Below are 24,236 nucleotides of genomic sequence, written 5' to 3'. Positions count from 1 at the left end.
AACGCAGCCCTGAAAGACAATGCAAAAGATTACCATTTGTTTGATGTTGTGCGTCACACTCGCCGCCTGCGCCTATAAGCCCGATATCCAGCAAGGCAATATGGTGACGCAGGACAAGCTGGCGCAGCTCAAGACCGGCATGGACAAACGTCAGGTGCTGTTCATCATGGGCTCGCCCATGCTCACCGACCCGTTCCACCAAAACCGCTGGGACTACTACTACAGCCTGACCCCGGGCCGTGACGCCACCGTGCGTTACGGTGCCACGCTGTACTTCGAGAACGACCGCCTCAGCCGCATCGAGACCCGTGGCGATATCCCCCCGGCGGAATACCCGGAAAAAACGGCGCAGTAAGGCCTCCGCGTCTCAGTGGCTACTGGCTGAAAGGCCGGGCTTCGTTCAGCCCGCCTCTTCCACGTCACCGCCGCCCTTCTTCATGCGCTTGCCCTCGGCGGCGCGCTGCTTGCGCACCTCCTTGGGATCGGCGATGAGCGGACGGTAGATCTCCACCCGGTCACGCGCGCGCAGCGGCTCCTCCAGTTTGGCCAAGCGGCCGAACACACCCACCTTGTTGACCGTCAGATCGATCTCCGGAAAGCGGTTCAGCACCCCGGAACGCTCGATGGCCTGGCGCAGCGTCGTGCCCTCCTCCACCTCTACCGGCAGTACCACTTGCACATCCGGCCGGGCATAAGCCACTTCCACCTGAAAATGTTCACTCTTTTCCATACACTTCCCGCGCGCGCTTGCAAAAGGAATCCACCAGGGCATTGGCGATTTGGGTGAAGATCGGTCCCAGCGCCATCCCCACCAGCCGATTGGAAAATTCGAAATCGAGATCCAGCGACACCTTGCAGGCCTTGTCGCCCAGGATATCGAAACGCCAGAACCCCTCGAGGTGGCGGAACGGCCCCTCCACCAGACGCATCTCCATCATCTTGTCCTGCTGCAAGCGGTTCAGGGTAGTGAAGGACTTGTGCAGCCCGCCGTGGGCGATTTCGATGGTCGCGCGCACTTCATCCGGCGTACGCGACAACACCTGACTGGAACGGCACCAGGGCAAAAAACTGGCATAGGAATCGATATCGTTGACCAGGGCAAACATCTGGCCGCTGCTGTACGGCACCAAGGCGCTTTTGTGGATCGTCGTCACGTTAAGGATTCAGCAAGGGTTGGAGCACGCCGATGGCATGCAGGAAGATGAGCAGCACGGCTACCGGAGTGACATAACGGCTGACAAGGTACCAGATGCGAAACAGCGGTCCGTCCTTCACTCCCAATTCGCTCATGACCGACTCGCGCCGCATCACCCACACCGTAAAGATCACAATCAGCAGTCCCCCCAGCGGCAACATGATATTCACCGTCAGATAATCGAGCAGGTCGAAGAAGGTCAGTCCCCACAGCTTGTAGCGATCCCCCGACCAGATGTTGAACGAGAAGATAGTGCCCAGTCCCAGGAACCAGGCAACACCACCGGCCAGGGCCGTGGCCCGCACTCGGGTCATGCGCAGGTTTTCCACCATGTAGGCCACCAGCGGCTCGATGAGTGAGATCGCCGAAGTCCAGGCCGCGAAGATCAGCAGCACAAAAAACACCGCACCGAAAAACTCGCCGCCCGGCATGCGTCCGAAGGCGATGGGCAGGGTCTGGAAGATCAGGCCCGGCCCCGCCCCGGGCGCCAGACCGTTGGCAAACACGATGGGAAAGATGGCCATGCCGGCCAGCAGGGCCACCAGGGTGTCGGCAGTGGCAATAATTAAGGTGGCATGGGTGATGGAGACATGGCGCGGCAGATAGGAGCCGTACACCATGATGGCGCCCATGCCCAGACTTAGGGTGAAGAAGGCATGGCCCATGGCGATGAGCACGCTGTTGGGGCTCAGCTTGCTGAAGTCGGGATAGAACAGGAAGCCCAGGGCCTGCTGGAAGGCGCCGGTATTCATGGCGTAGCCCACCAGCACCAGCAACAACACCAGCAACAGCGGCATCAGGTAGCGCACCGCCTGCTCCAGCCCGCTGCGCACCCCACGCGCCACCACCACCATCGTCATGGTCAGAAACAGGGTGTGCCAGGCCAGCAGCCGTTCCGGGTCCGCCACCAGGCTGTAGAAGATGTTGTTGACCCCGTCAGCGGTCAGGCCCGTGAACACCCCGCTGCCGGTGCGCACCAGATAGGCCAGGGCCCAGCCGGCGATGACACTGTAATAGGACAGAATCAGCACGCCGGCGAGGATGCCCAGCCAACCGAGATAACGCCAGGCGCCGTGCCGCCCCTCTTCCTGGGCCAGGTGGCGCATGGTGTTGATGGGGCTGCGCCGGCCACGACGGCCGAGCAGGATCTCGGCCATCATGATGGGGATACCGATCAGGCTGATGCACACCAGGTAAACCAGCACGAAGGCGCCACCGCCGTTCTCGCCGGTGATGTAGGGAAACTTCCAGATATTGCCCAGACCGACCGCCGAACCGGTGGCGGCCAGCACGAAGGCCCAGCGTGAAGACCACTGGCCATGGATGGGTTCCCGCGACGACGGCTTCATGACTCTCCCCGAATTCACCAAATGCCGGCAATTGTCGGCGAATTCGCCACGCGCCTCAACACATGCCGATCGCTTCCGCTCCGACAGCCCCGTATAATGCCACCCCATGGCAAAACAGAGTGCGACCACCAAGGGCGAAGGCACCAGCACCATCGCCGTCAACAAGAAGGCCCGTCACGACTTCTTCATCGAAGACCGTATCGAGGCCGGCATTGCCCTGGAAGGCTGGGAAGTGAAAAGCCTGCGCGCCGGCCGTGTCCAGCTGGTGGACAGCTACGTCATCGTCAAGAACAACGAGGCCTGGCTGCTCGGCGCCCTGATCACCCCGCTGGCCACCGTCTCCACCCACTACGTGCCCGATCCCAGGCGCACCCGCAAGCTGCTCCTGCACCGCCAGGAACTGGACAAGCTCATCGGCGCGGTGGAGCGCAAGGGCTACACCCTGCTCGCCCTGTCGCTGTACTGGAAACGCGGCCTGTGCAAGGTGGAGCTGGGCCTCGCCAAGGGCAAGCAGGCCCACGACAAGCGCGATGCCGAGCGCGACCGCGACTGGCAGCGCGAGAAGCAGCGCCTGATGAAGAACGCCCGCTGAAGTTCACCGTGACAGGGAACTTCCCGGCCGCTATCATCTCCAATGTTCCGATACCAAGGGGGGCGACCTGGCTTCGACGTGGGTTGCGAAACCGGAGGTGCATGCCGAGGTGCGGTGACCTCGTAAAACACGCTGCAAACCAAATAGTTGCCAACGACGACAACTACGCACTCGCTGCTTAAAACCCAGTAGGGTGCCCTCCGACCGGAGCCGTGCCTGTGCGTCCGTAATCGGGGGTCGACTCTCACAGGATCGCGACAAGGTTCGTTCGGGGCCGCGTCGCTAATACCTTACCGGACTCGCCGTCTGTCTTCCCTGCCCGTCGGGTAGCAGCCGGTTAAACCAATAGGCGTGGATAAGCATGTAGAGCCGATGGCAGAGGGCTTGCGGACGCGGGTTCGATTCCCGCCGCCTCCACCATTTTTGGGACAACGTCCCACCCGAACCAGGGATCAGAGGCAAGACACCCTCGGTAATACGTGAAATTCCGGGAGGTTGGGCGCATACCAACCTCCCGGTTTCTTTTCGGATGTCTTGCCGCATCGACGGGGACAGACCTTCGCGTTCCCGCGAAACACCACTCCCGGTAATACGTCAGCGACATTTACCACAATTATTAGTCGGTTACAAGTTGGGTAACCGTGCCATCAACGATCGCATCCGCTCCACGTCCGGATGCACGTACACCATCGTCGTACTCAGATTCGTGTGCCCCAGGATCTCCTGCAGCGTGCGGATATCGCCGTGCACCGCAAGCATCGTGGCCATGGTGTGACGCAGGCGATGCGAGGTGATCGGTTCCTCCAGCGCCTCTGACAGCCGGTGGAAGAATCCGCCGATCTGATCCTCCTTCAACTCCGGCCCTTTGTAGCGCGGGTAGAAGAGCGACACGTTGTACACCTGGTAGTGCTTTCCTGGTTTCCCCTTAAGGCGTTCACAGGTGCGCCGGTAGAGTTCGGTGAGGTCTTCAACCACTTGGGGCACCAATGGCAGAAACCATTCCCGGTGCGTCTTGCACGTTTCTGCGCGTATCCGCCAGGTGCCAGCGTCCAGGTTCACGTCGCCCCAGCGCAGCTCGACTATCTGCCGTCGGCGGACGCCGGTGAAGTAGATCGCGCGCACGACCATGGCCCAGAACCATCCCGGCCGCAGACTTTCGTCCTCGTCGTCGAGAAAGACGAGAGCCTTGCGCACAACATCGACATCGACCGTTTTCTTCAGGCGCGTTCCCGCGCGCGCGGGCGGAACGGCGGAAAAGATGTTTGTGCCTAACCAGCCGCGGGATACCGCGTAATTGAACAGCGCCCGAAGATGGCGCCGGTATTTGTTCCAGGTCTCAGGGCGGGCACGGGAGAGGATGTCATTGCGCCACTTCAAGACATCATCGCGGGTAATGGCCTCGATGCACGACATCCCCGTTTCCTCAGTCCAACGTCGGACCGCCTGCTCGTAAGTCCTGGCTGTCGCAGGGCGTACCAGGTTCTCGAGCAGGTAGGATTGGAGCAAATGCTCCATAGCCGTAAATTGCAGTTTCTCCGCAGCTTGCATGTCGTTCTCCTTTTTTGCTTTTGTTTCCGTCTCCGTATAAGACGAGGGCGATCTTAGGGGCGGCGAGGAGGGCGACATCCTTAGAGGTACTTCTTGAACCAGCTCACTGCGATGCGCACGGTGAGCCCGAACAGTGCAACGAACGGCGGGATAACCGTCATCGGGTCGAGAGCAACAGGAGGCAGCAGGTAAACCGCCCAGAGCGCGAACAGCGCTGTCCAAAAGGCGAGTTTTGCCCGGTGGTAGATGAAACCTGATTCGCGGCCCACGCCAACACGCCGCAGATACCAGGCCGCGGCGCCGTCTGCGGCACCGCCAATCGCGGCTACCAGGAAAAGCGGGAGCGACGCAAAGAGGACGCCGAGGCGAAGCCCTGTGAGTTGCACGCTCCAGTAGAGGGGTTCAAGGAGCGTCCAGGTGGCTGCGGCCGTGCGCCGGCCGATTTCGTCGGTTCCCCCGCGCGGCGCCTGCTCCATTGCCGAGCGCATAAGGTAATCCATGCCGGTCCACTCGAAACCGATGCGGTAGGTCCATTCAATTGCCGTGCTGATCATGCCGACGGAAGATGCCGACGCCAGTTTCTCGACACGTGCACGCTCCGTCACAACCGCCTCGCGTAGCGGCGCTGCACCGCGCGGTGCGTCAGGCCACGGCCAGACGGCATAGACGAAGTGCAGAAACAGCGTGAGCAGGATGAGCAGTCCCGTCCACAGAACCAGCGCCACCAACCCCGTGCGACGTTCTCTCATGCAGCCATCCGATAGCGTTCATCGGCCCAGGCCGCGATCTGGATCATGTCCCTGGGCAACAGCGGATCGTCGCCCGCGAGCGGCAGGCGGAGCTTGTAGAGCCGACCGCCCTCGATGAGAGCAAAGGCCTGCCCCTTGGGCAGACTCACCAGGTCGGCCGGGGTGAGCATCTCCACTTCCGTTTCGGTAAGGCGATCGGCGTTTTGTGAGGTGAAATCGACCGGACTGTTGGGGTCGTTATTGTCGGTAGTGCGGCTTTCCGCGACCTTGGTGTAGACGCGCACCTTGGGGAGCTGGTCGGTGAGCAGGCAGGCGGTGTCCGGATGAACAACGCGCAGCATGATCCGGTTATTGAAGTTGCCGAAGATCTGGCCTGCTTTTGCCCGGTCGCCGATTCCAGCCTCAACGTCTGTACCGGTCTGCGTATACGCGGTAACCCGGAAGCCGGCGCCGCGGGCTTTGTTGACCAGCGGGATAAACTCGTCGCCGACGATTTCATTGAACTCGTCGAGGTGGAGGTTGATGACCGGGGGGCGGCCCGGATCGCCCGGCAGGCCGTGGGCATGACCGTGCTTGTACAGGCGGCCGGCAATGGAGGTCAGGTCGGCCAACATTGCATTGCCGACGGCATGCGCCACCTCTGGGTCGGAGAGCGCATCGAGCCCGACATAAACGATGCCCCCCTCCCGGATCACCTTGCTCCATTCGAGGATGGGGCGGTGGTCGTTGGCGTCTTCGTAGTCGGGGGCGATCAGCTCGCCAACGCGCCCCGACGTCAGTTTCTCGATGAGCGGCAGCAGGCTCGCGGTCAGCTTGTCGAAGTAGGTCTTGTCGTATTCGAAGGTGCTCTTCAGACCGTCGCAGACCGGGTCGTAGAGGTTGCGCTCTTTGTAGAAAGTCACCAGTGCCGCAGCGTAGCGATCGCGGCTCTTCAGCGCTGTCGGCAGCCGCTTCGGAAAGTCCTCGTCCGCCACCATGCGATCCACCGTCTGGCGCCAGTCCTCAGGTCCGTGTGCGTCCAGCCACAGCTTGAAGTAGTCGACCAGCAATGGCTCGATATGAGTGACGTAGCGACCGAGAGACTTGAGATCGGGTTTGCGGCCCAGCCCGACCAGGGCCTGGGCCACGGCGTTGGAGAACCGCCAGGCGAATTCCTTGAAAGCGGCTGAGTTACCTTCGTTCGGCAGCGGTGCGGTTGTCCGGGTTGCCACCTCAGTGATGCGTGCGAACTCGCCCACCGGGTTGTAGCGCTCGCTGATTTCCGCGAACCCCAGGTGGAAGATATGGAACTTGTCGAGTTTGCCGGCTCGCTTTGCCTCGGCGAACATCCGCCGCAGCAAATCCAGATCGCCTTTCGGATCGACAACGATGACCACGTCGCCGCGGCGGATGTCCTGGGCCACCAGCAGCTCTGCAAGGCGGGTCTTGCCGACACCCGTGGTGCCCATTACCAGCAAGTGGCCCTGGCGTTCATCGAGGGGCAGCCAGCTATCCTCTTCGTCTTCAAGACCCACGCCATGCAGTGCAGAGTCACCCCCCACGGGCGGCAGTGGCCGCACCGGGTTCCACCATGCGTCGGCCTGCGTGTACCGGGACAAGCGGCGCAGGAGCCGCTGTCGTTCCCACTTCAGCTCGAGGGCTCGCACCAACCGGTAAGCGGAGCTCGGTTCCAGATACTTGCGTGCTTCCGGATTACGGGCCTCAACCAAGCGCTGGCTGTGGCGCTGGTCCCACCGGAAACCGCGACCCAGGAACAGCCTGGTCGAGGACCAAGGTATCTGGTCACCGCGAAGTACATAACGTGGCAGGCGCCGCAGGCGCGATCGGTAGGCGAGCACGCGCGCTCCTTGTACGGTGCGCCACGCCGCGGCAGCCGCGAACAGCCCGGCCGTCGCCGTGGCTACGCCAGGCATCAATGGAGCGATGTTGTCCGGTTGGGTGACCAGGGTGCCGGCCAAGCCCGTCAGCACCGTCGCCGGCAGAAACTCAACGGCCGGCCGCAGCCGGTTGTCAAACAACCTGGCCATCACCCACCTTTTTCTCGGAGTCTTTTGCGGTCTCGCCGCCGTTCTCTGTCAGCAGGGTTACCGCGGGGTTGGGCGGGGGCAGCTTCACACCGAGCGCACTTTCGGGTTCGGGGATCAGCATGACCTTGATGCGCGACTGCTTGCGGTCCTTGGCCACGCGGCAGGTCCAGATGTTGGTGCCGTCCGGGCGTTTGAGGTGCAGCTTCATCTTCTGGAAGCGCTTCTGCGCCTTGTCCCAGCGCACCGAGTCGAAGTCGCGGAAGATGCCCGGCGAGATCAGGGCCAGGCCCTGGGGCAGGACATGCAGGCGGGCATTGACCGTGTTGATCTCCACCCGGCCGCTGGCGATGTTGTCTTTGAGCCAGGCAACGAAGCGCCTGCCTGCATCCTCGTCCTCGTCGTCTTGCGGCGTGCTTCCGACCGAGGCCTCACCGGCGTGATGTCGGTTGCCCGCGGAGGGCTCAGTCGATGGAATTGCCGTCCCTCCTCCGGGCGCCTCGATGTCGTAGGGCAGTGGGAGATCGTCGTAGCCTTGGGCGCTACCAGGTTCCGCCGGATGCCCGGCGCTCTCCTGCGGCGCATTCCGCGTGGCCCGATTCGTCTCCGGCGCGGCCGTGCAGGGCTCCGCGGCGGTTTCGCCGGCGGCGTCAGCATCCGCCCCGTCCTCAGGGGCTCCGGCCACCGGTATCACGGTACCGTCGAGAGGAACCGGCCGGCGTTCCGGGTTTGACCATATCGCCGAGGCCTCCATGCGCAGCAGCGTGAGGCGTTGCGTCCAGTCGCCGATGCGCACCTCGCAGGTCCATATCGCGTGGTCTTCGTTGGGAATGAGCAGGCCGTGCTGTTGCAGCTCGTCCATCAGGCGGTCATTGCGCGAGGGAACACCCGTCTGGCCTTCGCGCGCGAGTTGCTCGCGCAGGGCGTCGAGCACCCTCTTGGAGACCAGCCACAAATCGTCGCCGGCGAGGAAGCCGGCGGCGCCGCGGCGGTTGAGGGGAAGCTCGTCGCGGGCAAGTAAATACCGCAGCGCGGTAATCAGACGTTCGGACAGTGGCCTTGTCCGCGCGGTGGGCAGCTGCACCTTTCCGCCGCCGGACAGGTCCCGCGCGACCGAGAGGCCATCCGCCTTGGCCACGATGGCGCCGAGCGGGCCTGCTGCCTCGTATTCGCCCTGCAGGGCCGCGAGCCAGGCGTCCATCACCTCGGGTTCGTCGGCGAGCCAGCGGAGGCCCTGGGCCGGGACGATGTGGCCGGCCAGCAGGGGCGCGAGCCGCTCGTGCCGCCGGTAACGGCGCTTGGTCACGAACTCGACGCGGTAGTACCGCGCCGGGGGCGGCATCGGGCCGTCAACCGGGCTCCAAAACCCGATCGACGCGTGGTCAGGACTGAACAGCGTTACGCGCTGGTCGGCGAGCGGTTTGCCGATGTCGTGCAGGAGAGCCGCCGTGACGCAGGCATACGACCAGACGTCCTGGAGGCGGGCGAGCTCTTCGGCGGACGCGCCGGGTGGCAGCAGGGCACCGCGGCGGAGCTTCATGGCCTCGAGCGCGACCTCCAGTGCGTGGCGCAGGAGGCCCCCCGGCGCGGCGTGATGATGCGCCTCGGATGCCGGCAGTTGCTGCACGAACCGGGCAAGCGCTCCGAAAAGGGGGCTGTACAACGCGGCCCAATGCGTATCCGGCACGCCCGTCATTCCACGAATCGAGGCGATTACGCGGGCGTGGGGGGCCAGCAGGACCTCCGGTGGGTCGATCGAAAAGCGCCCGTCCGGGGACGGAGCATCGACACGGGGACTGTCGCGACGGAATAGGCGGCCAAGCATGGGGCCGCATGGTTCCTTGGCAACCGGGGCCGGTCTAGGGATAATTCGGACGAATTGTGGGTGGAATTATTGCGTCCGTTCAAGCACACGAAAAGGAACTCTGATGCCTTACGAGCGACTCGACATCCCGCTAGCCCGTCTCCGGTTGAACAAGGAAAACGACCGGCACGGTCCCTTGCCTTCCGAGCCCGACTGCATTGCGTGGATGCTTGAGCATCTCGGCGATGAGATTCGGAATCTCGCCACGGATATCGCCGAGCGCGGTCTGAGCCCCTTGGATGGCATGCTTGCGTTGCCTGATCCCAACACCAAAGGCGATTACATCGTGTGGGAGGGGAATCGGCGGATCACCGCCCTCAAGTTGCTCGACAACCCGGATCGCTGCTCCGATCCCAAGTTGCGTCGCAAGTTTGCGGCGATTCGCGGTCAGGCTAAAGTGAATATCCCTCGCAAGATAGAGTTCGTCGTCGCGGATTCTGTCGAAGAAGCAGACCAGTGGATCGAACTGCGCCATCAGGGGCCTCAAGATGGCGTCGGAACCCTTCCCTGGGACGCCATGCAGAAAAGCAGACATCTGCAGCGTCTCGGAAAGAAAGGGCGTTACGCTTTCAGCCACGCAGTCGTCGATTCCATCCTGGACAAGCTGGATGATGATCTGAAGGCCAAGGTCACTGGGAAGGGGTTCAAGATATCGACGCTTGATCGCCTTCTCAAGAATCCCGAGGTCCGCGATTTCCTTGGAATTGCCAGTGCCGACGGTGTCCCCCGGCGATTTCTTCACGAATCCGAAGTGCTTAAGGGGTTGACCAAGGTATTGCGGGACATTGCGGACGGGATGGCGGTCGGAAAGGTTTACGATGCCGCAAAACAAAGGGAATACATCAATGGCTTCCCGCCGGAGCATACGCCAAATCAACAACGGGAGGTGAAGGACTCCCGGCCGATGGTACCCCCTGCGCAGCCCTCCCAGGTGCAATCGAAACTGCGCGGTCCCCGTCCTTCGCACCAACGCAAGTACTTGGTGCCGGCTGGCGTTCAGTATTCGATCAAGGACACGCGGCTACGGGCAATCTTTCACGAATTGCGGGATCTCGAACTTAATGATTACCGCAATGCGGTGTCCGTACTTTTCCGCGTATTCGTCGAGCTGAGTATCGAGCTCTATCTGGACCACAATTCGGTTGCATATAACGACGGAGACAACCTGTCCAAGAAGGCCGAAAAAGCAGCTGCGCACATGGACCAGCAGAAATGGGCCAGCAAACACGAGTTGAAAGGGATCAAGGCGGCGATCGCCAGCCCGCACAATCCGCTCTCGTTCAATACCTTCAATGCCTACGTGCACAACCGCCATTTCCACCCAACCGGTCCCGATTTGGCGACGGCCTGGGACAACGTCCAGTCGTTCCTGGATATCCTCTATGCCCATCTGAAATGAAGTGGTGGCCGTCAAATCAGATTTGTCTTATCCTCGCAGGCACGGAGGCCACCGATGCGCTATTACACCCCATTGCGGTACCCGGGCGGGAAAGGAAAACTTGCCCCATTTGTTCGTCAGGTGTTTGTCGATAACGACCTGTGTGACGGAGTTTACGTAGAGCCCTACGCAGGGGGTGCTGGCATCGCGCTAGAGCTGGTGATGACCGGCTACGCCAAGGAAGTGTGGCTGAATGACATTGATCCGGCGATTCACGCGTTTTGGCACTGTGCCCTGAATGAGACGCAAGCGCTGATCGAAATGGTTCACAACGTGCCGCTCACCATTGAGGAGTGGCAAAAGCAGCGTGAAATCTACCTTGGGCCAGGCCGGAAGAAACGACTTGCTCTGGCGTTTGCGACGCTGTTTCTGAACCGGACCAACCGTTCTGGAATACTTGGGGGCGGCGTTATTGGTGGTCTGGATCAGACCGGCAAATGGTTAATCGACGCCAGGTTCAATCGCGACGGCATCGCTGAACGGTTGCAGCGAATTGAAGATCACAAGCATCACATCCAATTAACGAACCTCGATGCTGAGGATTTTATTAAAGCCGCCAAATTCCCAAAACGGTCGTTGGTGTACCTCGACCCGCCGTATTTCAACAAAGCTCAACGGCTGTACCGCAATCATTATGCAGAGGCCGACCACGCCAGAATTGCTCAGCTGGTGCAGCAGAAACTGCGGACGCATTGGATCGTGTCTTACGACGATGCGCCAGAAATCGCAAAACTGTACAAGGAGCGGCGAAAGATACGGTACACCCTCAGCTACAGCGCGCAAACGAAACGGAATGGCGGCGAATTGATGTTTTTTAGCGACGGACTGGACTATCCGAAAACCAACAACCCGGCGCTGTTCGGCCGGCGTGCTTAGAGGCGAGAGTCCTTTTTCTCCCGCCCCCCCTTTGAAGCAGCGCCCCTGTGGCGTTGCGCCAGCCCTTTCGGATAAGCCCCTTCCCGTTACTACCCCTTCCCTTGGAATGGAGCCATTTGGGCTCTTTAGATTCGTGTGGGTATCTCGGGCTTGCCGATGTGGAATGGATACACATCTGTGTATCCACGTGGTATTTTGTAATTATGTCACTCAAAGACTCTGGGATGCGTATTCGGGTGGAGAGAGGCTTGCGTGAGGCCTTCGTGCAGGCTTGCCGCGACCAGCTATGAATCTCTTGCAGGATGCTCATCGCTAGCTTCTCCTGGAAGCTTACCTAAGGGATGATGCCCAGGCGGACCTTCACTCTGATCTCATCCAGCCAGCCCGCCCGGTAATGGCGGGCCAGACTGTCAACCTGTCCACGGGTCACCCCTGATTGCTGGGCCAGATGCTCGAGAGACGTGAGCGAGTCGAGCCATCCGAGCCGGCCGGTGGCCACGATAGCCGCCTTGTCGGCCGTCGAAACAAGGATCAAGGCGCCGGGTAGCAGACCGTTCGCGTGCAGCCAGGCGAGCAGGTGCAGTTCGCCGTCATCGAGGCCCTGGCATTCGGGATGAGAGAGGGCGAGGGTCGCAAGCTCACGCTTCCCGACGGCGTGGCGCGCAGCCAAACCGCCGACCAGCAGATCCCGGTCTATATGAACGCGCCCAGGATCGTCCGGATTCCCGGTCAATGCCTCTTCGACGCACTTGTCGACCGTCTCGATAACGAAGCTGTTGCAGATTGCCGTCCAGCAGCCCCTGCGGAACGCTTCAATGATGATGTTCGTGTCTATGAAGACCCGGGGCTTCGCCATGCCGTCCGCGCTCTCACAACTCGAATGGCGCGGCGAGCGAGTGCTCGGCGAACAGGTCGACCAGCTGCGACAGGTTCATGCCCATGGCCTTGGCCGCCTTGCGGGCGGAGAGCCGGCCCCGGTCGATCGCGTTGTGGAGCATACCAACGAAGGCTGGCGAGAAACGCTTGGGTGTGCCGGCAACGGACGGACGCTGGTGCTCGTGCTTGAGCGCTTCCCGGGCGGCCTCGTCGATCCACTTCATGTTGAACAGCCGCCATGCCAGGGATACCGGGGCGACGCGCAGTTGCGCGGCGACCTCCGCCAGGTGCGCAACGTCACCGATACGCCGCCGATCGATCAGTTGCTCCAGGGCCTTGCCTGGCATCAGCAGGGCGGCCGCAAAATTGTTTGCGAGCTGCTCGATGCGCTTGCCCTTGGCCCGGTCTTCGACTGAATTGGACTCGCGGTGGTCCGGCTTCATGGCATCCCAGGTCAGCGCGTGAAACAGCTCGTGCGCCAGGTCATAGAACCGCCGGGCCTCCGACTCGTTGCGATTTACCAGAATCACCCCGAGGTCCTGCAGGTGACAGGTCGCCCCCGAAATCGAGTTTCCTTCCGGGGTTTCGATCGTATCGACGAAGAGCACAGGAATATCCAGGGCCTGCTCCACCCGCTCGATCAGGCGTTCGGCCGGAATTGCGCCGAGGTCCAGGGCGTCGACCAGATCCTCGGCCCGTGCGATCGCGTCCTCGAACGAGGACTGGGAAGTCAGGCGCAGACTGTGCTTGAGGGGGTTCGCCCGACCTTGCTCGCTTTCGCGGAGCCAGCGAAGCAGGCCGATCCATTGCCCAGCCCGGTGTTCGAAGCCGTCCAGATTGCCCTCGTCCAGGCCCGGCGAGGCGCGCCAGGAAAACTGGGCCTCGCCGGCGACGGAGAACGGATCGAGGAAGAACTCGATTTCCCGACCCAGGACGTCGGTCAACAGGACCAGCTCGTCGGGTTTCAGAGCGCGTTTGCCGTTCTCGATGTCCGAGATGCTCTGGCGGTCGTTCAGCCCCAGGGTCTCGGCCAGGCGATCCTGGGTCCAGGCGAGCGCCTCACGAGCGGCTTTGACGCGGTAGCCGATCAGTTTTTGCGACAGGCGTTCAGACATGGCAGTACCCCCACTAAGGGACGGTATTCTAGTCTTGCGAATTATAGTTCGCAAGATTTACTTGCGTAGTGGAGAAGTCCTTGACAGGGGGTAGCCGGGGGGCTAAATACACAAGAAAAGGAGGATTTTCTCATGAACGCACGGATTGTCTTTTTTCTGACGCTGGCCTTCGGGCTGCTCAACCTAGTGTTTGGCGTCATTTCGTTGCTGTCCACCCCGGACGGTTGGCTGATCGCGCACTTCGTACTGGCCGTGTTGTCCATCATCGCGCTGCTCCCGATCGCAGCGATGGCGTGGCCCGGCGTGGTGAAACTGAACGGTGATTGGGCTTGCGGCGATCGCTGCATCCGGGAACATCATGGTTTCCGGTGGGAGCAGCATTCCGGCTATGGTGGCTATGACGATTAAGACGTACAGCACCCCGGCGATTGGTTTTTTTCTCGGTCTTGTTATAGGTGTCTTCGCGGCGCCTGCGAACGGCGAAACCCACGCAAGCGAGGAAGTAGTTCAGTTTCTAGCCGCGCCGCCCTTGACAATCCAGCAACGGGCCTTGCTGCGCGAAATGGCGCAAGATCCGTATTTGGATTCACGAGTATCTTCATTCTTTGGCTTGACACCTTCACGCTTGGCGAATCAGTCGGGAGACACTCAGGCGTGTTTAGCTGCTCAGTATATTGTTTTCCAGGACGTCTCTCGATCGAGACCACCGAAAGATGTCCTGCACGCCGTTCGCGACATGCTGAAGCGTCATGACTGGTGTGAGCCTGTAGTCAAAGCCTTCACCGACGGACAGACAGTAGGCCAGGTCCTCTCATACGATGGGTTAGTTTCACTTTTTTACGTCTTGTCCACGGATATGGGTACGCGCATAGATATGTTGGTGCTATCTGAGGGAAGACAACGTCCCAATTAGAAGTCTGAACGACGCCATGGGCGTTACCCCATCCTCGAGGGGCTGCAAGGATTACCAACCTTTCCCGCCAGAGTTCTCAGGCGGCTCCGTCTCCGAGTCTGGAGCTAACGCGGGCGGCTTCAAGGCAGCAGGTGTGAAGCCCTCCGTGTTCCTCTTCCCGTCGGCAATCCTGCCCTCCACGTCGCCCGTCGCCGCCGCGGTTTGCTCCTGTAGCTTTTTCTCGTCAGCCGAAACGGTGGTTGTCCCCTTGCCTGTCTCGTGATCGGTTTCTTCCACGACACGATCCTTGAACGCTGTCAGGTCCTTCCGATCGGTCAGGGGCACCTGTCCGAGTTTGTCCGGGTCGAGGCCCAGTGCCGCCGCGCCGGCATAGGGGCTGTGGGCACTCAGTGGTTTGTGCAACACAGTATGCTCATTGCCAGCCGCGGCGCGGCGCACGGCGCCCTCGCCGGCGACAGTGTGGCGGTTTTCGCGGTCCGCCTGGTCCACAGCCTCATCACGGTTGTCTACCTTCGCCGTCGTTTCAGCCCGCTGGCCCATCGCAAAACCTATCTGGCCATAGGTCGGGTTGGTAACCGATTCGATCGCCGTGCGTGCCGCTTCGATGCCATCGACGCGATCGCCAAACTTCAGCTTTGCTGCTAGGCCTAGTACCTGAGCGAGCTCGCGGCTGCGGGTGGGATCCGATGTCAGGCTCGCCACCTGCGAGTGACCTGAGCGTCGCAAGTCATCGATGAGTTCTGGGATCACATTGGCGCTGATCGACTGGCTGTCGGCCGTCACCTTGGACCATTCCTCCTGCGCGGCGGTGAGCCTGGTGCGTGCATCCTGCCAGTTCTTTTCGTGCATCGCCGTATCCTGCAGGTCGGAGCGGAGTGCGGCGCCGAGATCGTTGCTGCCCCGCTCGGTGTTCTGGACAGTCGTGCTGGATGCGTAGTTCCGGAGCGCCTCTACGCCGCGCCGGATGACATCAGCGTCGGCGCTCTCGGCGACGGCGCTGGCCGTTCGTGCAATTTCGTCTGCTTCTTTGTGGCTGCCCTCGGCGCGTAGTCCAGCTTCGAGTCCAGTTTTGAGTTCGGCCTTAAACACACCGACATCAAATTTACCGCTCGCCGAGGCGCTGGCATACGCCTCCGTGTACGCCTTGAGTACAATTTCTTCCGCCTGTTTCTGCGAGAAAGTCTCGCCATCTGCGAGTTTATGAATCAACTGCTGCACGTGCTCGGACATTTCCTTGTACGCCGTCGCGTCCTGCTGACTCCAGCCGTCGGTCTTTGTTGTGCCCCAGCCGGTTGTGCGGGTCAGATCAAGAGCCTTGCCCAGATTGGCGGCCAAGCCCTCCGCATACCTATGACCGGCAGTTTGCGCTGCCTGGTCCAGTTCGGACAGCGACTGTTTCTTTGCGGCCTGAAGCGTCTCAGCGAGCTCGGCTGAGACGCCTACGTCGGTCTTGAGGTTGGTCTGACCATGGACACCGCCCCGGCTCCAGTCATGACTCGCTCCATAGGAATCGTTGTATTTGCCCTGACCGTAGTTCGTCAGTGCGTTGGTGTCGCTTTTGAACATCCCGGTGTTGTACGCGCCGAGATTGGCTAGGTTGATGTTGCCCGTGGCAGCGGTGCTGCCCGCCTGGCTCGCGGCGCTCTGGGCCACGGACGCCACCTGCGAGGCAAGCTGCGTCAGCGCCATCTGGCCGCCCGACACCAGCCCGTAGGCGATGAGCGGGATGGAGATGCCGATGTACCCGGCAATAACCGATGTCTCGACGTTGACGGCCGCCAGTCCCGAGTGCGTGGCCAGGGACAGGGCCTGCCCGCCGAGCTGCGCAGCGGCCGCCATGGAAAAGTGCTTGGCACCGAGGGTCATGAGGAGATTGAGGATCGCGTACAAGGGCGCCCAGAGCTGCAACCAGACGATGTTCTTGAGATACGTGAGGAACACCTTGGTACCGATCGGCAACATGAATACCAGGAACAGGAACGGGAACATCCCGTAGAGCAGCCCCTCGTAAATGTTCTTGAGCATGGGCAGCAGCTTGCCGGCGAGCTTTCCCAGCGTCTGGTATGTCGCCAGTTGCTGTTGCTCCGCCTGGGCAAGGGCGAAGTCCTGCGCGGCAGCGCCGGCATCGGCGGCCGCGGCCGCATTTGTAAACGAGCGGCGGAACACGTTGGCCATCATGTTCTGGCGGATTATGTCACCACCGGACTTGGAGATTCCGGCCAGGTAGTCGTAGCTCATTGGAAGATCGGCCATGAGTTTGGCCGCGGCATCCGTCATATTCAGGCCGGGGTTGAACCGCTTGCCGTAGAGCTTCGCCGCGCGCGCGACCTCCGCATCCCAGTCGCCCTGCAACGCGCTGGGTGAAACCGCGCCCGTCTGACACGGCAGAATAGACTGTGATCCGTCGGCGGCCGTGTAGGCAAATGCGCGCGAGGCGGACGCCGTGTTTTTTTTGACGAACTCCCAGGTGTCCTCCGCCTCGAGAATATCCGTCCACGTGTAGCGCCGGAGAAGAATGTCGTAAAACACGCACTGCCGCATGAATTCGCTCATGTTGCCGGCGAAACGCCCGTCAGTGATCGCGTACTGCGATGCCGCTTCAACGAGGCTTGACCCGAACACCACGCCGTTCCGGTGGTATTTAAGATCGTCAGGCTGGCTCATGACTGCCTCAGTGCCCCGGGTGAACCAATCGCCGATTCTCGCCGTCGCGCCGGCGAAGGTGCCCAACCCCCACGGCACATTGGCGACGACGCGGGTCTGGCTGGGGTCCAACCGATCCACGATGACCACATCGACCTTGGGCACGAACAAAACGCTGTAGATGAGTACAAACCAGATCAGGTAGGTCCACTCCACCGGGCCGCGGTACAATGCGGCCTTAATCGAGACCCAGAACAGACCAAAGATGCTGGCGAGGCGCATCAACGTGGTGAAATTGCCATCGCCCATCAAGGCGACAATTCCGTTGAAGATAAAGGACAGAAACTCGCCGTTTCCGTAGGTGTATATCTCCCAGACCGGCATTTCGTTACTTCTCCTGCATATGCCCGACCGGCCATGCGCGGAACAACCGCGCAAACCAGGGCCCTTCCAACCAGCCAATTACGCGGCGCGCCGCAGCCGCGTCAACGCGGTAAACGCCCCCCTCGCGGTGGATATCGATCGCGGGCCGGTAAACCTCCCGCATCCAGCCTGGATTGTCTTCCCGCGACACGGTAGCCCGTGTCACTTCGAGGCGGACGGGTAGCCGGCGATCGGTTACCAGCTCGTGCAGCCGCGACATGGCGCCGAACAGGTCGTGGTCGAAACGCCAGTCGTGGAGCGACAGGCCGCGCATCTCGGACAGACCGTTGTAATGAAAGTCGAACTTGGCGATACAGGTTCGGTGGTTACCATCACAATGCACGTACCAGTCGTGACCGTCGGTCGTGATGAAGGACATGGTCGGCTCCTTCTTATCGTCCGACAGGTAATAGCCACGATTCGATTCGTGCAGTGGCAGATTGAGCATCATCCGCTTGCCATTGCGGAGCAGCCAGCCCCACGTCTGCCCCTGGTAGTCGGGGTGGTCGGTACCGATCACGCGAAAGACGTTCAGTGAGCCAGAGTTAGTCCATAGGTAGCTTGTGGCGAATGGCTCCAGGCGTTTGAAGAGGTCGTTGTCCCACCGCGCGATGACGTTTTCGCCCCAGTGGGGTGGGGTGGCATCAAGAAGCCTCAAAAGTCGCGACATGCTCAATGCTCTACCGGATTGCCTTGGACCATTGAACCGAACTGGAGAGACCAGGCGACATCGCCGAGATCAACATCCGCTCGATGGTCATGGACTCCTGCATCATCTGGATGGTCTGATTGACCTGGGCGAGCTTGGTTGAGTGGGCCTTCTCGAGATTGTGCCTGGCATCGCGCACCTGCTGCTGGAACTCGTCGCTCATCTCCTTCGGCAGTAACATCAAGGTCGCGCCATTCTGGGTCGCCTTCAGCATCGTATTGAAGTACTGGTAAAGCAGGTCGATAGCGATGCCTTCGGCATACGTGGTCAACCAGCTCTCCGCATAGGAGGCGTTATAGGCTGTTGCCACGTTCAACATTTTGTAAACCGGCAGCGAGGTTTCATTGAGCAGGTTGATTTGTGCCTGGCTGAGCGCGGTGTCGTTCTGCATCGCTTCCACCATCCCCCGCAGAAACACCTTTACACGCGCGGCATACGCACTGCTGGCGGGAATAGTGACGTGCTGTTGGGTCAGTGTCAGACACTCGAATTCTCCTGTGCCGTCCTGACACCGAAGCATTTCGACGTCGCCACCATGGAGAAATGCGGCGAGATCCGAGTCGGTGAGCTGTAACGCAGGAGGTTCATAGCGGGGGTTGCCAGGGACACCATCGCTGGTGGCCAATGGATAGATGATGGCGCCGACCATGGACATGGTCATCTCCGCCAGCTGCGTGTCGCTGGACGTGAGCGAAAGCTTCTTCAGGGCGCGCCAGGTGATGTTGCCGTCGACCAGCACGTCTTTGAAATCGGGCTTGCTGCGAGCCGATGCCAGTACCGACCCACGCTGCCCGCCGGTACCGCATTCCTGGCGTGCATAAGCATAGTCTCCAAACAGACCCGTGTCGGTACCAATGCTCTGGCACAGGGCTTTGTTGGAAGCGTCTGAACGCGGCAGCACGTTGCCAAGCAGATTGGCCGCTGCCTCGCACGAATTCACGTTGGCGGCATTGATCTTGTTGGCCATGTCCTGCATGTCCTGCAAAAGGCCCGACAGCTTCGGGCTGATCGTCGACAAAGCGACCTGGAAGGCAAGCCCCACAGCGTTTGAGCCGATGTTCTTCATCATGGCGACCAACTGGTCGGAATTGATGAAGGAAAAGCCGCCGGCGAACATGTCGATACCGCCGCACCCGGCACGCGCGCTGGGCATCTGCACCGTCATGAGGGTGTAGTTGCGCACAGGGGCCCGGGCGAAGAGATTGCCACCGGTGTAATAGCCAGCCGTCTGGCCCTGGTAGGCACCGGGCGGCGTGACATTGGAATTGAGGCCCATGGAGTCAAAGAATGAGTTCAGGTCCGACTGAACGCCGGCGACGGCCGGCGCGCAGGCTGCCGCCAGCGCGACGGCGAGCAGATAACGCTTGAGTTTGCGCATGGTGTCCTCCTTCAACTCCTAGTAGTCCTTGCCTGGGTCGGTCTGAGTCAGCACGTAAATGCGTTCGGCCAGTTCGTCGACGCTCATTACGCCACTGCCAACTGGAATGACGTTGCGGCCGGCGGGGTCCACGAGAAACACGCTGGGTACGGTTTCCACTCCCAACTCGGCGGCCACCCGCGCATCGACGCGCGGGCTGGGAAATTCGGGGAGCCCGCCGCCATCGAGGCTGACCGGAAGCACCTCGATGCCATACATGTCGCTGAACTGCCTCAGAATCGGTGCGAAGGTGTGGCAGTAGGGGCACGAGCCCTTGAAGAAGAAAAACAGCCCATGGGTATCAGCAATCCCGGCGACGGCCTCGGCCTTCGCCTCCCTACGCTGATCCTGATATTGATGGACCGCCAGGTTCGTGGTGGGCCTGCGCAGGCTGTAATCCAGGCTCGGGTCCTGCCAGACCGTGCGGCGCCACACGTCGGAAAACAGGGAGGATTGCTCGAGCTGCCACTGATTCAGCCGGAGGTACTCCCGGACGTTCTCCACGGTCGGGTACAGAACGGCTTTCGCCTCGGCGCGGGCGATGATGTCCTGGACACGCTTGAGTTCCTCCAGCGGATCGGCCGCCATCGTCTGCGTCGCCGCGGCTGAGGCGTCGCTCTTCGCGGGCTCCTGTTCTGGCTCTTCCGCAGGCGGGCTTTCATACCAGAACCAGCCCTGGGCGTTCTGCCGCCAGTAGCCTTCCGCGGATGCGACAACAGCCGGCGTATGGCCGGCCATGGTCGCGACGATCACCAGGATGGCGGACCTATTCATGGGAGCAACTGGTTCATGCGATCCGTCATGCGCTGTTGCAGATCGCCCTGGTTGATGGTCGGCATCGACGCAAGCACGTCGGCATAGAATTCGGACAGATCCATCGCCTCGAAGTCCAGCGATGCGACTTCATCCATGGTGAAGCCGCTGCAATCCGGTGCCTGGGCGCTTCCCCAACCCTTGCCCAGCTGAGGTCGCCCCTGTTCGGCGATGATCCGGCCGAGCTTGGAGCCAAAGCAGCAGTGCGTTTGCGTGTTGACCGTGCAGACGCCAAAGAAGGTCTCGTTGGAGCAGTAGGTGCCCACGTGATGACACCGGCCGGCCTGACGCATGTCGGCCAGGAGCTTCTCGTTGAAGCTGCACTCGAACACTCCTTCCGCCCACCCGGAGAGCCGGCAACAGTTCTGCGCCCCGATCGCGTCGGTCAGGGATATGCCGCACCGGCGGTCTTCGCCCCTGAACACTTCCATCGTGTCGATCGCGAGTTCGTCGGATACTGCCTCGAGTACGGACAGCAGGGCGCCGACGCGTCCCATGTTGCTGTTGGCCGGGTAGCTGGTATCAAAGCAGTTGCCTTCCAGGCAGAACAACTGTCCTCCGCAATCGAGGACCGCCTGTTCGGCCGGCGGCTGGTCCGACGGGCACTCGTATGTCTGCTCGTAGGTCATACAGCCGAAGTCAGTTGACGTGATGCACTTCGACCCGACTTGCGAGCAACCCCTCGCCCGCAGTTCGTCGCAGTAGCCATCCTCCGTCACCTCGGGTGATAAGCATTCGTATGTGTCCTTGTACTCCCAGCACTCGCGGAAGACAGACATGCCGTCGATCATGCGTGTTTCGTTGGGCGCCACGCACTCCTCGCCGGTCTTGCGGCAATCGACTGCCGCCCACGCACCCGTGTTCGCGATCAAAAGCAGGATATAGAGTGTCGTTCTCATTATTGGGACCTCGCTTGCAGTGTCGAGCACTGGCTGTCGTCCCATGTGTCATGGCAGTTGCGAGGACACTTCTGTCGCGTCGTGATCTGAATGGCGCCCTCGCCGCCGCCGGCGACGACCGTGCGCATGAAAATGGTGTTAGGACCCTCCCTCAGGAAAGGCTTGAGATCGACATTAAGGGCGAAATTCCAGCTTGTACCGAGCTCGGGCGAGCCGTAGCAGGTCGCACAGTACCGGACCTGCTTGATTTGGAACCAGCCTCCCTCAGAGGTCACGACCTCAAGCCGGTCGCCGCCATACGGGCCGACGTATACGGTGGTGTCGTTGATTTTGATGAGCAGCCAATCGTCGAACGCGGCACGCGTGAGGATAAACTTGTTGATGAGATTGGCGTCCGTGATCTCGAAGTTGAGTGTGCGGTCATAAACCGCGCCGTAGCCGCCCCAGTAGTTGTCGGCGATGGTGCCGAACTGGAGGATGAAGTCGCCGTTGCTTCCGGGCATGAGGGCTACCTTCATGTCGCCGGCCCAGCTTCCCGGAACGATGCCGCCGGCGTCACAGCCATCGGTTTCCGGGTCGCACGCCACCACCAGCTTGCGCGAACACGTCTGGTTTTCGGTCAGACGGTTTTCGTAGCACGCCTCCCTCGTCGGCGGGTACGGCGTCTCGAGGACGACTGGCTGGCATGAGGAGTACTCCCCCTGCATAGCCCCGGCGATAGATGCGGCGTTTGCTTCCACCTGCCCCATGCGCTGGAACATCGGATCGGTGGACTGGTCGATGGTGAACATCGGCCGCGAGACAAAGCCCTCCGTCACCGCCTGGGCTGCCGGGTTTTCTGCGGCAGCCTGGTTTGCCGCGTCACCGATGGCGGAAGGGTTGCCGTAATAGTCCGCCTCCGGGGGCGCCGAGGTCTGGTAGCCGGGAACCGACTCTGGCGGCAGCGTGGAGGCGTTGGGCATGTCTGAATTGACGGCCGCGCCGTAGGCCTTGCCATCCTCGATGGCGCCTCCGAAGGTCTCAGCCAATGCCGCGATCGGAGAAAGGCACAGCGCAGCCAGCAAGCAGCAAACCGACCCCCAGGGTCGCGCCAGTTGTCTTTGACGGGTCGTCATGGAGTGCCTCCCACACGGGCGAGCAGCGCATGGGCCACAGGCCTTGAATCGGGGTGAGTGCGAGCGATGTAGTCGAGGGCGTAATCGAGCGTTACGTCGCCGGCGACATGAACGTGGGCAGGCGTGGCCTCCGGACAGGCCCGGACACCCGCCACGCACGCGCCTGCCGGAACCAGCACCACAGCGGGCACCTGCTGCACATCGAATCGGGCAAACAGGGTCGGATCGATCATTGCGCGGGCCCGCGGCTCCTGTTCGCCGAGGATGTCGCGCATGAATTCCGCGGTCGCAGGAAAATCCCCACCTACGACGCCACGCAACACGAGCGGCGCGCCGGCGTCGGCCGCCTGCCGTGCCAATCGGCGCAGGGACTCCTTGGGCACCGACGCCGAAATGAACACCAGCAGCTGCTCGTCGGTGCGAGAAAGTGGAGGTGCGGCGCCCATGTTGCTGTACCGCGCCATGAGCGCATCAAGGTCGATATCAGGCGCCGCCGGTCTGACCCCGTCGATGGAGCCGAGGGATTCCGGCCGCACGTTTATGACCTGACGCATTTCCTTCCTGACCGATTCGCCATCGTTCATCAAGGCCGTGGCGTCGCCGACAGCCTGAGCGGCTGCGCCCCGGCTGCCGGCGACGTCCGCCTGCGCCTTCTCCAGGTCGCTGGCGTGCGAACCTTCCCCGGCCGCGAAGGCGGCGGATGCGGCGTAGAGTGCGACCGCAAGGATCAGTTGCTGACGCAGCATCGGCGCTTCCTCCAAATCAGATAGCCGAAGTCCTCTCCGGCATAGGGGAACTCCTGCCCGATTGCCGTGGGCACTTCCGTGGCGCCATAGGCCGGGCAGCTCGACGTGCGTGGAATCGGATAGGTGATCTGGGTCCGATACTGGCTTTTCTTGATGATGGGCATCGGGGCGCTCCCGCATTCCCAGCCAGTGGTATCCCAGGCCAGCAGCTGACGGTGCATTTTGGCGACCAGGCGCTCGGCAAGTAGGTTTGATGCCATCACGCCACCGGTCTGCTCGGCGGTATTGCCGCCCATCGGGTACACGGAACCTTGACAGCCCGCGCACCAGAACAGCGCATCCAGGGGCGAGCTTGCGGTCGCGGCAACGCAATCGGCCGCGCAGGCTGCCTGGGCGATGGGATTGGCGAAAAGCGCCGCCTCGGCACCCATGATGAAGGCCAGCTCGTCGTCAGCCCACAGCGGATCGAACTCGGTGATCCATTCCACGGAGTAGTTAGGCCCGCCCGAGTAGAGCAGCTTGCAGGCGGTGTCGATCATCGAACCGAAGGATGCCGACCAGAAGAAGTTTTCGTAGATGTGCGCCTGGTAGAACGCACTCTTGTCACGATTGCCCACGCTGTTCCGCGGGCGTCCCGTGGGCGCGTCGAACCCGGGATCAATCTCCATATCGAGGTTAGTGAAGCAGAAGGGCTCGCGAGTGATGTCGACCAGCCACACCGGCTCCCAGAAGCTGAACACGATGCCGAACCGCACGAACTGTGGAAACGGCGCAGGGCAGATGCATACGCCCGGCGCATCGATCATCACCGGCAGAACACACTCCCAGCAGATATCGGTGATGGGGTTGAGGAAACGTCCCTCGCATGGCTCTGCCCGCGCCGGCGCGGCAAACGTCAGCATGAGCGCAGCTCCCGCCAGCCATATTTGAAT

General features: G+C 61.5%; 23 protein-coding genes and 1 other RNA gene. 7 read left to right on the top strand and 17 right to left on the bottom strand.

Annotation, left to right across the window (positions count from 1 at the left end; translation table 11 throughout):
• The first annotated feature begins 43 nt into the window (after positions 1-43).
• Positions 44-355: an outer membrane protein assembly factor BamE gene (locus EP379_RS05795; RefSeq protein WP_197722867.1), complete on the top strand. Its 312-nt coding sequence runs from the start codon at positions 44-46 to the stop codon at positions 353-355.
• A gap of 45 nt (positions 356-400) precedes the next feature.
• On the opposite strand, the gene EP379_RS05790 is transcribed toward EP379_RS05795, so the two are convergent.
• The 3 genes from EP379_RS05790 to EP379_RS05780 are packed head-to-tail and all read right to left on the bottom strand — an operon-like array spanning position 401 to position 2,544.
• Positions 401-730, bottom strand: coding sequence for an RnfH family protein (locus EP379_RS05790; RefSeq protein WP_127476750.1), 330 nt, complete (start codon positions 728-730; stop codon positions 401-403).
• Entirely contained in the window at positions 717-1,154 is a 438-nt protein-coding gene (locus EP379_RS05785; protein WP_127476749.1) for a type II toxin-antitoxin system RatA family toxin, read from the bottom strand. Before EP379_RS05785 ends, EP379_RS05790 begins: the two co-directional genes overlap by 14 nt.
• Before the next feature lies 1 nt (position 1,155).
• Complete coding sequence (locus EP379_RS05780) at positions 1,156-2,544, bottom strand: sodium-dependent transporter (RefSeq protein WP_127476748.1); 1,389 nt, start codon at positions 2,542-2,544, stop codon at positions 1,156-1,158.
• Between the two features lie 106 nt (positions 2,545-2,650).
• Between EP379_RS05780 and smpB the strand changes: the two genes are divergently transcribed.
• Together smpB and ssrA are read left to right on the top strand one after the other, a co-directional pair.
• Positions 2,651-3,136, top strand: coding sequence for an SsrA-binding protein SmpB (gene smpB / locus EP379_RS05775; protein ID WP_127476746.1), 486 nt, complete (start codon positions 2,651-2,653; stop codon positions 3,134-3,136).
• A gap of 58 nt (positions 3,137-3,194) precedes the next feature.
• Positions 3,195-3,556, top strand: a transfer-messenger RNA (tmRNA) gene (ssrA, locus tag EP379_RS05770).
• A gap of 204 nt (positions 3,557-3,760) precedes the next feature.
• Here ssrA and EP379_RS05765 read toward each other — a convergent pair.
• The 4 genes from EP379_RS05765 to mobH all read right to left on the bottom strand — a co-directional run bounded on the left by EP379_RS05765 (position 3,761) and on the right by mobH (position 9,282).
• Entirely contained in the window at positions 3,761-4,684 is a 924-nt protein-coding gene (locus EP379_RS05765; protein ID WP_172600394.1) for a tyrosine-type recombinase/integrase, read from the bottom strand.
• Positions 4,685-4,764: 80 nt separating this feature from the next.
• Positions 4,765-5,433 (bottom strand): IncC plasmid conjugative DNA transfer DtrJ family protein, encoded by a 669-nt coding sequence (locus EP379_RS05760; RefSeq protein WP_127476740.1) that lies wholly within the window; start codon positions 5,431-5,433, stop codon positions 4,765-4,767.
• The gene (gene traD, locus EP379_RS05755) at positions 5,430-7,460 is read right to left on the bottom strand and encodes a type IV conjugative transfer system coupling protein TraD (protein ID WP_127476738.1); all 2,031 of its coding nucleotides are present in this window, start codon (positions 7,458-7,460) and stop codon (positions 5,430-5,432) included. The genes EP379_RS05760 and traD overlap by 4 nt, the downstream gene beginning before the upstream one ends.
• A complete protein-coding gene (gene mobH / locus EP379_RS05750) occupies positions 7,444-9,282 on the bottom strand; it encodes a MobH family relaxase (protein WP_127476735.1) in 1,839 nt (612 codons plus the stop codon). The genes traD and mobH overlap by 17 nt, the downstream gene beginning before the upstream one ends.
• Positions 9,283-9,385: 103 nt before the next feature.
• Here mobH and EP379_RS05745 point away from each other — a divergent pair, with 103 nt between their 5' ends.
• Entirely contained in the window at positions 9,386-10,720 is a 1,335-nt protein-coding gene (locus EP379_RS05745; protein ID WP_127476732.1) for a hypothetical protein, read from the top strand.
• A gap of 54 nt (positions 10,721-10,774) precedes the next feature.
• The gene (locus EP379_RS05740) at positions 10,775-11,635 is read left to right on the top strand and encodes a DNA adenine methylase (RefSeq protein ID WP_127476729.1); all 861 of its coding nucleotides are present in this window, start codon (positions 10,775-10,777) and stop codon (positions 11,633-11,635) included.
• Positions 11,636-11,969: 334 nt separating this feature from the next.
• Here the strand turns inward: EP379_RS05740 and EP379_RS05730 are convergent, their stop codons facing one another.
• Both EP379_RS05730 and EP379_RS05725 read right to left on the bottom strand, forming a co-directional pair.
• A complete protein-coding gene (locus tag EP379_RS05730; protein WP_127476727.1) occupies positions 11,970-12,491 on the bottom strand; it encodes a hypothetical protein in 522 nt (173 codons plus the stop codon).
• A 13-nt stretch (positions 12,492-12,504) separates the two neighbouring features.
• The gene (locus tag EP379_RS05725; RefSeq protein WP_127476725.1) at positions 12,505-13,626 is read right to left on the bottom strand and encodes a helix-turn-helix domain-containing protein; all 1,122 of its coding nucleotides are present in this window, start codon (positions 13,624-13,626) and stop codon (positions 12,505-12,507) included.
• Between the two features lie 132 nt (positions 13,627-13,758).
• Here EP379_RS05725 and EP379_RS05720 point away from each other — a divergent pair, with 132 nt between their 5' ends.
• Positions 13,759-14,034: a hypothetical protein gene (locus EP379_RS05720; protein WP_127476723.1), complete on the top strand. Its 276-nt coding sequence runs from the start codon at positions 13,759-13,761 to the stop codon at positions 14,032-14,034.
• A complete protein-coding gene (locus tag EP379_RS05715) occupies positions 14,024-14,539 on the top strand; it encodes a hypothetical protein (RefSeq protein WP_127476720.1) in 516 nt (171 codons plus the stop codon). The genes EP379_RS05720 and EP379_RS05715 overlap by 11 nt, the downstream gene beginning before the upstream one ends.
• 51 nt (positions 14,540-14,590) lie before the next feature.
• Here the strand turns inward: EP379_RS05715 and EP379_RS05710 are convergent, their stop codons facing one another.
• The 8 genes from EP379_RS05710 to EP379_RS05675 are packed head-to-tail and all read right to left on the bottom strand — an operon-like array spanning position 14,591 to position 24,206.
• Entirely contained in the window at positions 14,591-17,566 is a 2,976-nt protein-coding gene (locus tag EP379_RS05710) for a conjugal transfer protein TraG N-terminal domain-containing protein (protein ID WP_127476718.1), read from the bottom strand.
• Positions 17,567-17,570: 4 nt separating this feature from the next.
• Positions 17,571-18,275: a hypothetical protein gene (locus tag EP379_RS05705; RefSeq protein WP_127476716.1), complete on the bottom strand. Its 705-nt coding sequence runs from the start codon at positions 18,273-18,275 to the stop codon at positions 17,571-17,573.
• 10 nt (positions 18,276-18,285) lie between these two features.
• Positions 18,286-19,692 (bottom strand): conjugal transfer protein TraH, encoded by a 1,407-nt coding sequence (locus tag EP379_RS05700; RefSeq protein ID WP_127476713.1) that lies wholly within the window; start codon positions 19,690-19,692, stop codon positions 18,286-18,288.
• 18 nt (positions 19,693-19,710) lie between these two features.
• On the bottom strand, positions 19,711-20,505 hold the full coding sequence (locus EP379_RS05695) for a conjugal transfer protein TraF (protein ID WP_127476711.1): 795 nt from the start codon (positions 20,503-20,505) through the stop codon (positions 19,711-19,713).
• Positions 20,502-21,443 carry a conjugal transfer protein TraN gene (locus tag EP379_RS05690; RefSeq protein WP_172600393.1) on the bottom strand — a complete coding sequence of 314 codons (942 nt, stop codon included), beginning with the start codon at positions 21,441-21,443 and terminating at the stop codon, positions 20,502-20,504. The genes EP379_RS05695 and EP379_RS05690 overlap by 4 nt, the downstream gene beginning before the upstream one ends.
• Positions 21,443-22,558 (bottom strand): hypothetical protein, encoded by a 1,116-nt coding sequence (locus tag EP379_RS05685; protein ID WP_127476707.1) that lies wholly within the window; start codon positions 22,556-22,558, stop codon positions 21,443-21,445. The genes EP379_RS05690 and EP379_RS05685 overlap by 1 nt, the downstream gene beginning before the upstream one ends.
• A complete protein-coding gene (gene trbC / locus EP379_RS05680; RefSeq protein ID WP_127476704.1) occupies positions 22,555-23,304 on the bottom strand; it encodes a type-F conjugative transfer system pilin assembly protein TrbC in 750 nt (249 codons plus the stop codon). The genes EP379_RS05685 and trbC overlap by 4 nt, the downstream gene beginning before the upstream one ends.
• The gene (locus tag EP379_RS05675; protein WP_172600392.1) at positions 23,286-24,206 is read right to left on the bottom strand and encodes a TraU family protein; all 921 of its coding nucleotides are present in this window, start codon (positions 24,204-24,206) and stop codon (positions 23,286-23,288) included. The genes trbC and EP379_RS05675 overlap by 19 nt, the downstream gene beginning before the upstream one ends.
• Positions 24,207-24,236: the final 30 nt, after the last annotated feature.

The organism is Sulfurivermis fontis (assembly GCF_004001245.1).
GTDB classification, from domain to species: domain Bacteria; phylum Pseudomonadota; class Gammaproteobacteria; order Thiohalomonadales; family Thiohalomonadaceae; genus Sulfurivermis; species Sulfurivermis fontis.
Note: the sequence above shows the minus strand (reverse complement) of the source record. Positions and strands in the feature narration are given on the sequence as shown.